The organism is Calothrix sp. CCY 0018 (assembly GCF_963920925.1).
Taxonomy (GTDB): Bacteria; Cyanobacteriota; Cyanobacteriia; order Cyanobacteriales; family Nostocaceae; genus Rivularia.
Genome location: NZ_CAWUDI010000007.1, coordinates 195910 through 210755 on the forward strand (window position 1 = coordinate 195910; position 14846 = coordinate 210755).

The 14846-nt window shown below is 37.7% G+C and carries 7 protein-coding genes; 3 read left to right on the forward strand and 4 right to left on the reverse strand.

The features are described 5' to 3' along the window. Positions 1-291: 291 nt before the first annotated feature. The 3 genes from ACM03V_RS07600 to ACM03V_RS07610 form a co-directional block, all read right to left on the reverse strand. Entirely contained in the window at positions 292-2889 is a 2598-nt protein-coding gene (locus ACM03V_RS07600; protein ID WP_414620154.1) for a chloride channel protein, read from the reverse strand. A gap of 547 nt (positions 2890-3436) precedes the next feature. Continuing rightward, a complete protein-coding gene (locus ACM03V_RS07605; RefSeq protein ID WP_414620155.1) occupies positions 3437-4735 on the reverse strand; it encodes a TldD/PmbA family protein in 1299 nt (432 codons plus the stop codon). Positions 4736-4945: 210 nt separating this feature from the next. After that, positions 4946-5800, reverse strand: a complete 855-nt coding sequence (locus ACM03V_RS07610) for a Tab2/Atab2 family RNA-binding protein (protein WP_414620156.1) — start codon at positions 5798-5800, stop codon at positions 4946-4948. 306 nt (positions 5801-6106) lie between these two features. On the opposite strand from ACM03V_RS07610, the gene ACM03V_RS07615 reads away from it, so the two are divergent. The 3 genes from ACM03V_RS07615 (at position 6107) to ACM03V_RS07625 (ending at position 9870) form a co-directional block, all read left to right on the forward strand. Next, complete coding sequence (locus ACM03V_RS07615; protein ID WP_414620157.1) at positions 6107-8398, forward strand: ATP-binding protein; 2292 nt, start codon at positions 6107-6109, stop codon at positions 8396-8398. Positions 8399-8438: 40 nt separating this feature from the next. After that, entirely contained in the window at positions 8439-9026 is a 588-nt protein-coding gene (locus ACM03V_RS07620) for a Uma2 family endonuclease (protein WP_414620168.1), read from the forward strand. Positions 9027-9126: 100 nt separating this feature from the next. Continuing rightward, the gene (locus ACM03V_RS07625; protein WP_414620158.1) at positions 9127-9870 is read left to right on the forward strand and encodes a DUF561 domain-containing protein; all 744 of its coding nucleotides are present in this window, start codon (positions 9127-9129) and stop codon (positions 9868-9870) included. Between the two features lie 300 nt (positions 9871-10170). On the opposite strand, the gene ACM03V_RS07630 is transcribed toward ACM03V_RS07625, so the two are convergent. Further along, the coding region (locus ACM03V_RS07630; protein WP_414620159.1) for an AAA family ATPase at positions 10171-14846 on the reverse strand (4676 nt) is incomplete at its 5' end.

A 14846-nucleotide genomic window follows, 5' to 3' on the forward strand; every position in this document is an offset into this window, starting at 1 on the left:
GGGCTCGCGGTTTGTGTGTAATTTAAAACCATAGAAATGTTTTCCGGAGATGTCTAATCATAAAATAAGAAGTTCAGTTTTAGAGGATACAGGTATAAAACTTATACATTGACAAAATATTCATTATCTGATTTTACTCATTTAACGTATATTAATCTTAAAAAGCTAACAACCTTTCTTATTAATAGGTTGAGGTTCGATCAACTTATGCACTTAAGGGAAAAATGGCAGCATATCGCCTAAAATCTGGATGTTTAGATCACAAGATAACTGTTAACTGCTCACTACTTCCTATTCACTACTCATTCCGCGAACCAAAATCACGGTACAATCAACGCCGGATGCGATCGCTTCTGGAATATTGCCCTTCATCGCTTGCTGCAACATTCCTTCACCAGAAGCACCTAAAACGACTAGATCGAAACCTTCGCTTTTTACTAAGTTAATGATTCCTTCAGATACGGAAGCCGCTTTCATTGGCATAATTTCTACTTGATTAGATAGCTTGTATCTATTAACCAGCAGGTTTTTGGCTACTTCCAACCCTTTCGTATCCGTTTGGGTTTGAGATGGAGAAAAAACTTGTGTGAGACGAATTTCTAATTTTTTGTTAAAAGTAGTTAAAGCAGGTAATAATTTAAGCGCAATTTTTGAGTTGGGGCCACCAGCCATTGGCACTAAACAGCGCTTAAAATTGACAAGGTTAAAAGAATTTCCCAGCCTTACCAGTAGCAACTCACAGGTAGCTTGACGGATTATGGTATCTACAACATTACCAAAAATGCGACCGGGAGTATTAGTACTACCTTTCCACCCCATTAAAACTGTATCTATATGCCGCTCTTTAATTGCATCTAATGTTGCACTTGCAACGTTATGAGCAACTTTGATTTGTGTATGCACGGGGATATTCCATTTTTTACCCATAATTTCCGCAGATAACAGCAACTGCCGACTTGGTGAAGTTTTTACCGGAGTTTCTGCTGGATTATTATGACGAGAAATAGTAATTACCTGCAAACATTCAATTTCGTAGCGGTTGTATTTAGCAATTAACGCTGCCATCTGTAATAGCGTGTCTGCGGTTTCGGGATTAGCTACCAAAACTAATAATCTTCCTCGCCCAACACTCGGTGACTTAGTTTGATATACGGTGTAGGAAGGTTTGATTTTCGGCTGATTGGGAAAGCTTTTGCAATTAAGGTAGTTGGCTTCGGCTCGAATAATATCTCCCCTACTAATCATTCCTACAAACCTATGTCCTTGTAAAACTGGCAAACGGCTGATTTGATGTCTATCTAATAAATATAGTACGTTGCCTAAATTATATTTAGTGCTAATAGTTACCGGATGCGGTGTCATGATTTCTTTTACAGATGCATCTCTAGACAATTGACCTTCCCGTATTTTCATTAAATCGCTTTGGGTAACAATTCCTACTAATTTATTATTTTCTAATACGGGAAAGCCGCGTTGTGTAGAATGAGAAAATGCTTGTATGGCTTCATCTACAGTCATTTGTGATTGCAGGGTTTCGACTCGACGCTGCATAACTTCATTGGCGGTCAGTTGGGTAATTCTACCATCGATAGAAGTTACTGTATCGATGTCAATACCGTTAAGCTGTAAAAGTTTGGCATACAGCGAACCCGGTATCAATTTATCGGCAACCAGATAAGAAGTGACAGAACCAATCATCAAAGGCAATACCAGATTAAAATCTGTAGTTATCTCAAAGATAATCATAATTGCTGTGATGGGTACTTTAGAAACGCCACTAAAAAATGCCCCCATTCCCACCAAAGCGTAAGTATTAGGCGAACTTATCCCCAAAATTTGAAATTCGACAAAGCCAACCAAGTATCCCAAACAAGAACCTAATATAAGACTCGGAGCAAATAACCCTCCCGGCGCTCCCGAACCAAATGCTACTAGTGTGAGAATAAATTGAGCTATAAATACTAGCGCAACTCTGTAAACGCTTAGATCGCCAGTAATAATAAATTGTCTCAAACCAGTATTATTGCGGAAAGTTTCGGGTAGTACGGCGATGATGATGCCAGAAATTAAGCCAGCTAAAGCTAGTCTCAAAGGTAAACTTATGCCCAATTTGCGATAATATTTAAGGCTTTGAATTAAACCTTGGCGAAATAATGCAGCGAATAAACCCGCGAGAATACCCAAAAGTAAGTAAAAAGGAAGTTCTGTAATTGTAAAACTGCTGGTTGACTCGATTAATTCCAGGTTTAGCTGCAAACTTCTACCACCTAAAAGCCGAGAAAGCACCCCGCCAATAAACGAAGCGATTATAGCTGTTCCCAGAGTTATTCCCGATAAATCTTGCAGTAATTCTTCTACAACAAATAAAATACCCGTAATAGGAGCATTAAAAGCTGCTGCTAATCCCGCACCAGCACCCGCAGCTATCATTTGTCTGCGATGATCTGGAGAAGTCGGAACTACCCGACTCATTCCTGCTGCTAAAGCTGCACCAACATGAACGGTAGGTCCCTGTCTTCCCAAAGTCATTCCCGAACCCAATGTAAGTACAGCGCTAACCAGTTTTACAGCAGCCACTCGCCAAGATAATCTTATAGGAACATTAGCTAAAGAAGCTTTCACTTGAGGAATACCGCTACCTGAAGCCTCTGGTGCAAACCTATCTACCAAAAAGCCAGCTATAAAGCCAAAGCTAGCGCCAATTAACGGTAAAGCTAAAAACGCCGGTATTACGTAGGAAGTACTGACTCGAAACGTTCCCATAAATCCCGAACTAAATCTCAGAAATATCGCGGATAAAGCAGCAACTACTCCAATGACGCAAGCTTCTGCAATTGCTAAACCTTTTCTGGGCCGCCAAAAATCACGAAAGTACTTATTGAGAAACATATTGCGACATTGTAAATTGGGAATTGGGAATTGGGAATTGCTAATTCACAATTATCAGAATATATATTTATCTAGCTTTTAGCTTTTAGCTTTTAGCTTTTATTACTATAAAATAGCCATCTTTGCTTGTTTCTTGCTTATTTATGCTTCAAACCAAGAAATATTTATAATCAGTTATAACAGTTATAAAAATTCTTAATTATTAGGCAATAAAAACACTATTGATAAATTTATAACTTACGCAAGCCCTCCTTTAAAAGGGGGGTTGGGGGGAACATAAATATTATCTTATTGTATAAAAAACATAGTTGGAAAATGACCAATTAATTAATAATTTGTTACCTTTAATTATTAGTAGGTTTATATGTTACAAAGGCTTATTAATGATTTATAACTATGCTCATCCCTAGTATTGCATCAAGGGAAAGAAAGTAAGCGATCGCCCGCATCAGCGGTAATTAAACAACAAACCAACTATTTTTCCCTGCTTGCTACTTTTTACTTTCAACTTCCTACCCTTAGCAAATACTTAAATGTTTTTACGAATTTACGAATTATTTTTCCCAGTGGTAGATAATCCATCAACTATTAAAGATGGAGTGTAACAGGAGCCATTCCAATCAGCATCACCACCAAGTTTAATTAACTGTTTTAGCGCGGTATAAATATTGCCAGATACCATAGTATCTTTAACACGGCCGGTAACTTGACCATTTTCTACGCGATAGCCCAAATCGATATTAATCGAAAAATCGCCAGAAATCTCTCCACCCCCGCCGAGCATCTGGTCTACAATCAAACCGTTATCCATTCCTTCGATTAATTCTTGCAAGCTTCCATTTCCCGGTTCGATCAAAAAATTAAATAACCCTGGAGTCGGGTAACTACTTAAACTAGGGCGAAAACCGTTACCAGTAGGAGCAATTTCTAACTGATTCCCAGTAGCGCGATCGCAATAAAAATTTTGCAGTATTCCGTCTTTAATAAAAACTAAATGCGTGGTAGGTGTACCTTCATCATCGAAGGGGCAACTGTAAGGCCCTGCCGTGGGATCTTGATAAAGTGTAAGTTCGGGGGAAACCACTGGTTGATCTATACGTTTGCCCCAAGGAGAAGCTCCTTCTAACACCCGCTTACCATTAAGTGCTGCTTGCAAAGTACCCCAAAGCATATCAGCAGCTTTAGAAGTAAACAAAACCGGAATCCGTGTGAATGGTGCTTCTACATTTGATTGCGCCCAATTCAAGCGCTGTAAAATTTGTTGAGCTAATCGATCCGGATTGAGTTTTCCCCGTTCGGTTTGCCCGTCAGCAACGCTCAAAAAATCATCCCCGCGTACCCATTCTGCGGCAGTATAGCAGCTAAGGGTAGTATCGGTATAGTGAGAATCCAAGCCTTTAGTATTCATCAAACGAGTAGTTTCGACATCGCATTCCCAATCACCATTACAGATCGCATCGGGGTAGACATCGCGAATCAAAGCGATAGTTTGCTTACCCCACTCCACCAATGTTTCTGGTGGTACATCTTCACCTAAATTCGGATAAACAACTTGAGATAACCCAGTTAATTTCGCCTCTTCAGGCTGATTTAACTTACTCAAAGCAATAGCTCGCTCAACCATTGTTACAGCTTCCACAGGCCCATTTGCAACAGTAAGCCCCGGACAACCTTCATACCATAGCCGTAAAGCAGTTCCCGTACTTTGATTGCTTTCAAGCTGTTTCAGACGATTTGCCTCAAAAAACACCGGCTTAGAAAGCGATCGCGATTGATAAACCTCCGCTTCACTCGCACCAGCCTTGATGGCGACTTCTAAAAGTTGCTCCGCTAAATCATTAGTCATTTTAAGTTGTTAGTGGTTAGTTGTTAGTGGTTAGTTGTTAGCCAACAGGAAATAAGGATATCAGCGAACAGTCACCAGTTACCAGCCAAGAGTGAACAGTTACCAGTTAGCAGTTAGGAATAAAAAATAATCACCCCATCTCCCCATCTCCCCATCTCCCCATCTCCCCACCTCCCCACCTCCCCACCTCCCATTACCAATTCCCTCCAATCAAATTTCTCTCAACAACCAAAACCCAGCAAAGGATTCGGAATTGGGATCTGACTGTATTCCAATAAAATGAACGCCGTTAGCTTTTTGTTTGACTTGTTCAAAGTTTTTTGCTTCTATTTGCATTTGAGAATTTTTGATATTTGCTAAAATCCAACTGTCAGTTGCACCTGTTTCTAGAAGCAATCTTGTTTGCTTGGAAGTATCAACCCTTAACCAAGCTAATTCTAAACCTGACATCCAAGCAGCTATGGGTAACGATCTATTTGAATAAATCAAAACTCCAGGTATCTTAGTTTCAGAAGAAACGCCTGCTAAATCCAAGGGAAAAGCTTCACCAAAATCAATATTCCACTCTGGCATATCAGCAAAATCTACACCGCTCAAGGTGACAAATTTTAATTGTTCTCCTTCTAAAGCATCGGGCAACCGTTTGGGCAAAGGAGAATCCAACCGTACCGAGGGGTTTGAACCTCCTTGAAAACCCGCTTCTTGGGGATAAACTTCTTCCATCCGCTGTTCGAGCCATTGATTAAGCACTAATGTCCGACGGCTAGCTTGCGCTGGAATACCAATATCTTCGCAAGCTCTGGTAATCATATTGTTCATTTGACGACGGAAAAAGCGGATTTTGACTGGTGCTTCTCCGGCTTTATCTATCGCTTCTTGCACGGCGGTTTGCAGCCATACAGAGTTTACCGTTGAGCTAGAGCAGTATTTAGCGTAGCGAAATAAGGAATCAGTCTTGCTGCTTATATCCTTATGAGTTTCACAAATCAAGACTTCCCAAACTTTCTTGTTATCCTCGTCCAAAATCGGACGCGAGTAATAATCTAATTCCCAAACACTGCCCATAATATGCCGTAATCCTAAGTCGCACTTTATATCTATTTTTATGATACGAGTCTACAGGCAACTATAGAACAAGCAGGGATGAGCCGCGCCTTATGGTAAATAGCTGGTACCTCTGGAAGAAAACCCGAAGAAAAACTTGGATCGAAATGTTATTAAAATTATTAATTCTATTTATTCGGCTATCATCTAACACCTACGTGTTAAAAAAATAGTTGAAAATACTGATTCAACTTCAACAATGTCGATTCTGGCTTTAATTGTGGGAACTATAAATAATGGGCAATTACTATTTTAAGGGGTGGATCGATGCTTTCCTACAGTGCTAGTCAACTTTTTGACTTAACTACAGTTGTAAAAGCTTCAGAAGCGATACAAAGCGAGATTAATATAGAAAATTTACCTTGCAGGGTGCTAAATATTATTGTAGAAAATGCTGGCGCTAAAAAAGGTTGTTTGATTCTAAAAAAGAATAAAGCTTGTTTTGTAGAAGCAATTGTAGAAACGATTGAACATAGCGAAAATAACAATCAAATAGCCAAATCAATTCCAGTCGCCGAATGTTTTAATATACCTCAAGAAGTCATCAATTATGTTATCAATTTTCGAGAAAGTTTAACAATTCCGAACGCAATAGATTCTATATACAATCAAGATATTTATATTAAACAACATAAATGCAAATCTATTGTATGCATTCCAATTAATTTTAAAACCAAATTTATCGGGATTATTTATTTAGAGAATAAGTTAGAAACAAATGCATTTACGCCGTTCAAATTAGAAATCATCAAAATACTTGTTTCTCAAGTTGGTATTGCAATTAGAAATGCTCGTTTATTTGCTAGCGAAGAAGAAAAATCCCGAATTCTTAAATTTAGAAGCGAAATTGATTCAACTTTAGCAAAAAGCAACAATTTGCAACAAATGCTGCAAAAATGCACGGAAATAATAGTGTCCTACTTAGATGTAGCTTTTGCGAGAATTTGGACTCATAATCCACAAGAAAAACTATTACATTTGCAATCTAGCGCTGGTATGTATACGCATATTGATGGCGCACACAGCCGCATACCTGTAGGTAAATTTAAAATCGGCTTAATAGCTCAAGAGCGAAAACCTCATATTACTAATTCCGTTCAAACTGATGAAAGAGTAAACAATAAACAGTGGGCTATTCGTGAAGGAATGATAGGTTTTGCTGGATATCCCTTAATTGCTGATTCAGAAGTTGTGGGTGTAGTAGCAATGTTTTCCAAGCAGCAGCTAAATCAAAACACCCTTAATACGTTAAGTTTCATAGCAGAAGAAATTGCTGTTGCCATTAAACATAAAATCATAGAAAAAGCTTTACAGCACAAAGAAGAACAATACCGCAGTATTTTTGAAACCGTAAATGATGGACTATCAATATTTGACTTAGAAACTGGTAAATCTATTGCTGTAAATCCCACATGGTGTCAAATGTATGGTTATTCTAATGAAGAATTTATTAGTTTAGAAGCCTCAGATTACATTCATCCAGACTTTCTGCATTTATTTGATAATTTTATCGGAAGCGTTAAAGCTGGTAAGGAATTTTATTTTCAAGGTGTTTGTATTCACAAAAATGGTAAATTATTTGATGTTGAAGTAAAAGGCACATCTTATATTTATAGCGGTAAGTCTCATGCATTGACAATTGCGCGAGATATTAGCCAACGAAAACAAACTGAAAAAGTTTTAAAACAACGCACGCAGGAATTAGAACAAGCTTTAGTTAAATTACAATCGACTCAATCGCAACTTATACAAACTGAAAAAATTTCCCAACTCGGACAATTGGTTGCTGGTGTAGCACACGAAGTCAACAATCCCGTTGGTTTTATTTCGGGTAATTTATCTCATGCGGAAGAATATGTAAAAGATTTAACTTGCTTACTAAATTCATATCGACAAGAATTTCCCAGCCCTGGAGATGCCATCGAAGAACAAATTGAAGCAGTAGACTTAGAATACTTACTTGAAGATTTACCTAAAATGATTTCTTCGATGAAATTAGGAACCGATCGCATCAAGAATATCATGCTTTCATTACGCAATTATTCGCGTACAAGTTCTGATGAAAAGAAAGCAGTAAACTTACATGAAGGTATTAATACTACCTTAATGATTTTATCTCATCGCCTCAAAGCAAAACCCCAACGTCCGGAAATTCAAATTGTGAAAAAATATGGCGATTTGCCTTTAGTTGAATGCTATTACGGTCAAATAAATCAAGTATTTATGAATTTGATTTCTAACGCGATCGATGCTTTAGAAGAATCAAATCAAAATAAAAGCTACGAACAGGTCAATCAAAATCCTAACATTATCACAATTACAACCGCTGCGGATGATAACTGGGCAATTATAATTATTGCAGATAACGGAACCGGAATTCCCCCGCAAGTAAAATCGAAATTATTTGATGCTTTCTTCACTACCAAGGTAGAAGGAAAAGGTACTGGTTTAGGATTATCAATTAGTTATCAAATCGTTACGGAAAAGCATGGTGGAAGTTTGGAGTGTATTTCTTCACCAGGGAATGGTGCTAAATTTGTGATTCGGATTCCGGTTTGAATTTATAATAGTTGATAGATAGCAGACAAATGGTATCATGATGCAGTTAGAAATTCAAAAAAACTCTTACACAACCGAACAATATTTAGAACTTGAAGAAAAAGCTGAATTTAGAAGCGAATATCGCGATGGGGAAATTGTTCCAATGACTGGTGGTACTACCAATCATAATAAAATCACATTGAATCTAGCTGCATCATTAAAAATTACTCTTAGAGGTAAAAAATATGATGTTTATATGTCAGATGTCAGGTTATGGATACCCCGATATCGTCAATATACTTATCCTGATGTAATGCTAATTGAGGGAGAACCTGTTTATACGGGTACTAATACAACTACCGTAATGAATCCTTCGTTAATTGCTGAAGTGTTATCAAAATCTACTAAAAATTACGATCAAGGAGATAAATTTCTATATTATCGCTCAATTCCAGAATTTAAAGAATATATTTTAATAGACCAATATAACTACCATGTCATGCAGTACGTTAAAACTGGTGAAGATAAATGGTTATTAACAGAATTAGAAGGAAAAGAAAAGAATTTATCGCTACAAACAATTGATTTCCAAATTCAACTTAGCGAGCTTTACGAACAAGTTGATTTTACGAATCAAGAGGAATAAGCAGGAAAATTTGGGTATAGGAAAATTTTTTCTTTAGGTCTAAAATAACCCAGTCAAGGTAAAATAATTTAGATTTGCCCAGCATCACACACCTAAAAGTATGATTATGAATTCTACACTTGAACGTGCATTTACAAATCGTCGCGTACTAAAAGTCATCAGCGGTTTGAATAACTTTGATACTAACCGCGTTGCTGCAACCGTGAAAGCAGCACATTACGGTGGTGCAAGTTTTCTTGATATTGCTGCTGATGCCGATTTGGTAAAAATGGCGAAAGAATTGACCGATTTACCGATTTGTGTTTCGGCTGTAGAACCCGAAAAATTTCTCAAAGCAGTTGCAGCCGGTGCCGATTTAATCGAAATAGGTAACTTTGATTCTTTCTACAGTCAAGGAATCAGATTTGAAGCCGAAGAAGTTTTAGCTTTAACAAAACAAACCCGCGCCTTACTTCCCCGAATCACCCTTTCCGTTACCGTTCCCCATATCCTTACATTAGACAAACAGGTACAGTTAGCAGAAGAATTAATTGCATCTGGTGCAGATATTATTCAAACAGAAGGCGGTACCAGCAGCAAACCTCAAAATGCAGGTACTTTAGGATTAATTGAAAAAGCATCTCCCACCTTAGCAGCGGCTTACGAAATCTCTCGTGCTGTATCCGTTCCCGTACTTTGTGCTTCCGGAATTTCCAGCGTTACCGCACCTTTAGCGATCGCCAGTGGTGCTGCTGGTGTCGGAGTCGGTTCTGCAATTAACCAGCTTGATAGTGAAGTTGCGATGATTGCTGCTGTACGCAGTTTGGTTGAAGCGATTACAACGGCAGAAAAAGTTAGGAGTTAATAAGTGTAGAGACGTAGCATTGCTACGTCTCTTCTTCAGTTAGTAGCTAGTAATTAGAAATAAGGAATTGGGAATTACAAATTACAAATTACAAATTTCTTAATTGCGGTTACAAATCAAAGTATTAGGAGACGTCGCAATGCTACATCTCTACATTGTTTAACCCATAACTCTTACGGAGTGACAAGCACGCCCTAAATACTCCATATTCATATTCATATAGTTTGATTTACGTCCAGCAATGAGAAAATTTTCTAGTGAATGAAGATTAAAATTAGGTGTTTGATTTTTTCGTTTTTATTATAGTGGAATCGCGATCGCAAACTCTGTACCCTTACCAATAACAGAATTATAACTTAACTTACCCCCATGCTTTTCTTCAACAATTTGTTTTGCTATAGCCAATCCTAACCCCGTACCTTTACCGACTTCTTTAGTAGTAAATAAATGCTCAAAGATTTGTTGCTGAACTTCTTCACTCATTCCTTTACCATTATCTGCAATTGATATTTTTACATTATTATTTTCAACTGAGGTTTTAACGGTAATTTTATTGGGGTTTGCTTTAATTTCTTCAAAACTAAGTCCGCTATTAAACTCTTCTAAAGCATCAATTGCATTCGCCAAAATATTCATAAATACCTGATTTAATTGTCCGGGGAAACATTCAATTTGCGGTAAATCGCCGTACTCAGTTATCACTTCAATTACTGGTCGTTTCTCGTTAGCTTTAAGACGATGTTTGAGAATTAAAATTGTGCTGTCAATGCCTTGATGAATGTTAAATGCGACTTTATAATCTTTATCGGCACGAGAGAAAATTCTTAAGCTAGTGCTGATATTTTTTAATCTGTCGCAAGCCATCACCATTGAATCTAGAACTTTAGGTAAATCTTCTAAGCTATAATCTAAATCTATTTCTTCAGCGTGTTCGAGAATTTCTTCATCTGGATTTGGTAGGCTTTCTTGATATAATTTCAGGTGTTCGGTTAGATCGGCAAAAGTGGGTTTAGTTTGTTTGAGACTTGCGGAAATAAAGCCTAAAGGATTATTCATCTCATGGGCTACCCCAGCAACTAAGTTACCCAAAGCAGACATTTTTTCACTTTGAACTATTTGTAATTGTGCTTGTTGTAAATTCTCTAATGCTTGTTGCGCTTGTTGATAAAGTTGAGCATTTTCTAAAGATATTGCAGCTTGGGAGGAAAGTAAATTAATTACTTGTAAACGTTCGCGAGTAAACACCCCGCTTGTTAGTTGATTTTCTAAGTAGAGAATTGCGACTAAATGCCCTTGATTAATAATTGGAGTACACAATAAACTCTTGGGTTGATGTGCGAGCATATATTCGCCAATAATTCCGGGTATGTCTGTTTGACCATTATCGAATGCTACAGTTTCTTGAGTATTCTTGACGTAATTAATAATTTTTTTGGGGATATCTTGACAAGTATCAACTGGTTGTGAATCAAGAATAGTATGTATTTGAGCGATGCTATTGTCTTGATGAGGAATAGATGTAATTGCTCGGACTTGCCAATTATCTTCCTCGGGAAGAATGAGAATGCATTTTTTTGCACCAGAGTTTTCCAGAAGAGTTTTGGTAAGACTGGCGATCAGTTGATCTAATTCAATGGTACTAGAAATAGTTTGAGCGGCTTTGAGTACAGAGTTAAAATCTAGGATGTCGGAAATTTTTGTACTGCTAGTGTAAGTCGATGATATAGTTGATGTCTGGGTAATAATAGCGATAGTTTCAAGGGGATTGAGGCTCAGTCGTCGCTGTTCTAGGATGGGCTTGAGTAGTTGATGATAGCGTTTTTCTAAGTCCTCGCTTTTAACTTTTGCTCCCCAGCGTGCATAACAATAGTAAGCTTCTTGCATATAGCCGCTCGCAACTTTTTCTTTACCCCACTCAAGGTAGAATTTGGCTGCTAGTTCGTTGGCTAAGGCTTCTTCTTGGATATAGCCGTTTTCTTTGGCTCCTGATATGGCTTTGTCGTATAAATCTCCTGCTTCATAATTCTTACCTAATACCCGATATTTTTCAGCTTCCACCAAATGAAACTTATGTAGATGATTCATCGGTGCATAGTTTGCCCAGTGTTCCAATTTCTTTTGATTGATTACCACCTTTTCAAGAACATGAGTTTGTTCCCTTGCAGAAATGGAGGCAAATAATGTTAAATCAATCAAGGAGCTGTAGAAACAAAACAAAGTTATTCCAAACATTCCGGCAATGCTATCAGCATAGGGTTCTGCTAACATGGCACAATTTGCGGCTTGTTCGTATTCCCCTAATAAGTAGCACAGAACGGTTTTGTTGTAGTACAAGTAGTAAAGACAAGTCCGATTATTAGCTTGTTGCAGCATTAACAATGCTTGCGCTTCATTATAAACTTCTCCGTTTAGCTGAGAGGGATCGTCTGAACATCCCAGCAAATTCAAAACAGCTTGGTGATAGGGAAGATGGAAATAAAGGGATGATTCTTGTTTAAGTTGCAAGATACTCTGCCGATAGTTTTCCATTTCGACTGCCAAGGCTGACAGTTCATGACCTGCAAAGTATGCATAGATGGAATACATGCAAGCATTTAAGCCACTACTCTCTAAATCCCCTGTTTCTAAGCCTACTTGATAAGCTTCTTGGAAGAAGGCTAATCGGCTGCTCAGAGATTCCTGCCAATGGCTGGTGAAAGAATGAGCGATAAAATAGGTGCGACATTTGCCAGCTTTTGCCCCGAAGCGGTCAAGGAGCTTTAAAGCCAACTGTCCAAACTGATATCCCGCATCTAAATCACCGATAACTCCGCAAAGCACCAGCCCATAATCAGCATAGGAAAAAGCAGAAATTTCGCAATTTCCTTCTACAATCGACAACTCAATCTGCTTAAAGATTAATAATGGCATGAGTTGGGGGAACCCTTGATAAGCCGATGGAACCATTTGAGTTAAAATTCGCATGGCTGCCAGCTTCAGTGGATCGGTCATGATTGGGGCATCCAATAAACTAGAAATGTCACGCCCTTGCCACAATTGGATAGTTTGTTGTAATGTTTGCCCAATATCTGTAGGGGTTGGTTCTTGGGGAAATTCGACTCCTAAAAGTTGGAGCAAATCTAGTCCAATTTGAATTGACTCTAGTAATTCACTCCGGGCTTTTGCTGCCAACATTTTTATTTCATAAACCCGAATTTTCTCCAGTAAACTATCTGTATGAGATAAAAATATTGCTGCGAATTCCTCCATCTGCTCGTAATTTGTACTCAGATAAGCAACTTCTGCGGCTAGCTCATAAATTGTCCGAGTTAAATTTATCTGAGACTGCCAACTATTTTCTGGCAAGAGTTCGATGCAGATTTTTATATATCGAACTGCCGCATCATAAGCAGTTGATAGTTTAGCTTTTCGAGTTGCTGTTAAATTCAATTGCAACAGTTGCTTTTGCTCTTGCTCTTCAATGATTAAACTACGTCCAATATTCATTTGGTTAACAATCGAAAAGACGTTCTCTTCCCGCTCTAATCCTGAGGCATTTTTGAACAGTATTTGACCAATTTGCAAATGTGTCGATTGTTTTTGCTCGTCGGGAATCAAAGAATAGGCAGCTTGTTGTACTCTGTCATGTAAAAATTTGTATTCAGCTAATTGTTTGTTAATATTTCTGTTGTCCAGCCCCAATTGATCGTTATCTTCACCCTGGTAAAACTTATATACCTCAGTTTGAGGTAAAACCAAATCTGCCTGCAAAGCAGTCCACAAATTAGCTGCCACTTCTACCTCAGATAATTGGCAAACAATTGTTAACGTTTGTAAATTAAACTGATTGCCAATACAAGCAGCAAGTTTCAATACCTGTTGAGTCGATTTTGGTAATCTTCTTAATTGAATTACCATGAACTCAACAACATCATCCGTAAGTGTTTGCTGATTAATTTGGGAAATATCGCATTGCCAGCATCCCTGGGAAAAATTAAATTCAATTAGTCCGTCTTGGTGTAACGATTTGAGAAATTGTGTTGCAAAAAAGGGATTACCTTGAATTTTACGATAAATCAATTGTGACAGAGAAAACGCCAAATCCTCGGTACAGTTTAATGTATCTGCGACAAGCTGATTTAATTTGATTTGACTTAAAGGTTCCAGGGTAATTGTATTGATAATTCCCTTTAATTTGCTAATTGCATCTAATACAATCATCAAAGGATGAGCAGGCGACACTTCATTATCTCGATAAGCACCAATTAATAACAAATATCCTTGATTACCCCGCTCCATTAATAATTGGATGAGTTTCAAGGAAGCAGAATCAGCCCATTGTAAGTCATCTAAAAACATCACTACGGGATGTTCTTTTATGGTGAATACTTGAACAAACTTTTGAAATAATAAATTAAACCTATTTTGTGCTGCAATACCAGATAATTCTGTTGCTGGTGGTTGAGTGTCAATAATTTTTTCTAACTCAGGTATAACATCAATAATTATCTGTCCGTCTTCACCTAATGCTTGGAGTATTTTACTTTTCCATAGTTGAATATGAGTATCACTTTCGGCGATTAATTGCCTCATTAAATCGCGGAATGCTTGTACAAATGCCGAAAAGGGAATATTGCGATTAAACTGGTCAAATTTGCCTTTGATAAAATAACCGTGCTGTTTGACAATTGGTTTGTGAACTTCGTTAACTACCGCAGTTTTTCCAATCCCAGAAAAACCAGCAATTAACATTAGTTCGCTGTTGCCTGCTGATACTCTCTCAAATGCTTTTAATAGTTGCTCAACTTCCTTTTCTCGACCATATAATTTATCTGGAATAATAAATTTATCGCAAATATCTCGTTGCGCTATTTTAAAATTGGCAATTTTTCCTGTTGATTTTATTTTTAATAAACAATTTTCTAAATCATGCTTCAATCCCAAAGCACTTTGATATCTGTCTTCGGCATTTTTTGCCATTAACTTCATGACGATAT

Bases quoted from the DNA above. Each gene is read 5' to 3' on its own strand.
- ACM03V_RS07610 (WP_414620156.1), bottom strand. From the start codon at position 5,800: ATGGGCAGTGTTTGGGAATTAGATTATTACTCGCGTCCGATTTTGGAC.
- ACM03V_RS07605 (WP_414620155.1), bottom strand. From the start codon at position 4,735: ATGACTAATGATTTAGCGGAGCAACTTTTAGAAGTCGCCATCAAGGCT.
- ACM03V_RS07625 (WP_414620158.1), top strand. From the start codon at position 9,127: ATGATTATGAATTCTACACTTGAACGTGCATTTACAAATCGTCGCGTA.
- ACM03V_RS07620 (WP_414620168.1), top strand. From the start codon at position 8,439: ATGCAGTTAGAAATTCAAAAAAACTCTTACACAACCGAACAATATTTA.
- ACM03V_RS07615 (WP_414620157.1), top strand. From the start codon at position 6,107: ATGCTTTCCTACAGTGCTAGTCAACTTTTTGACTTAACTACAGTTGTA.
- ACM03V_RS07600 (WP_414620154.1), bottom strand. From the start codon at position 2,889: ATGTTTCTCAATAAGTACTTTCGTGATTTTTGGCGGCCCAGAAAAGGT.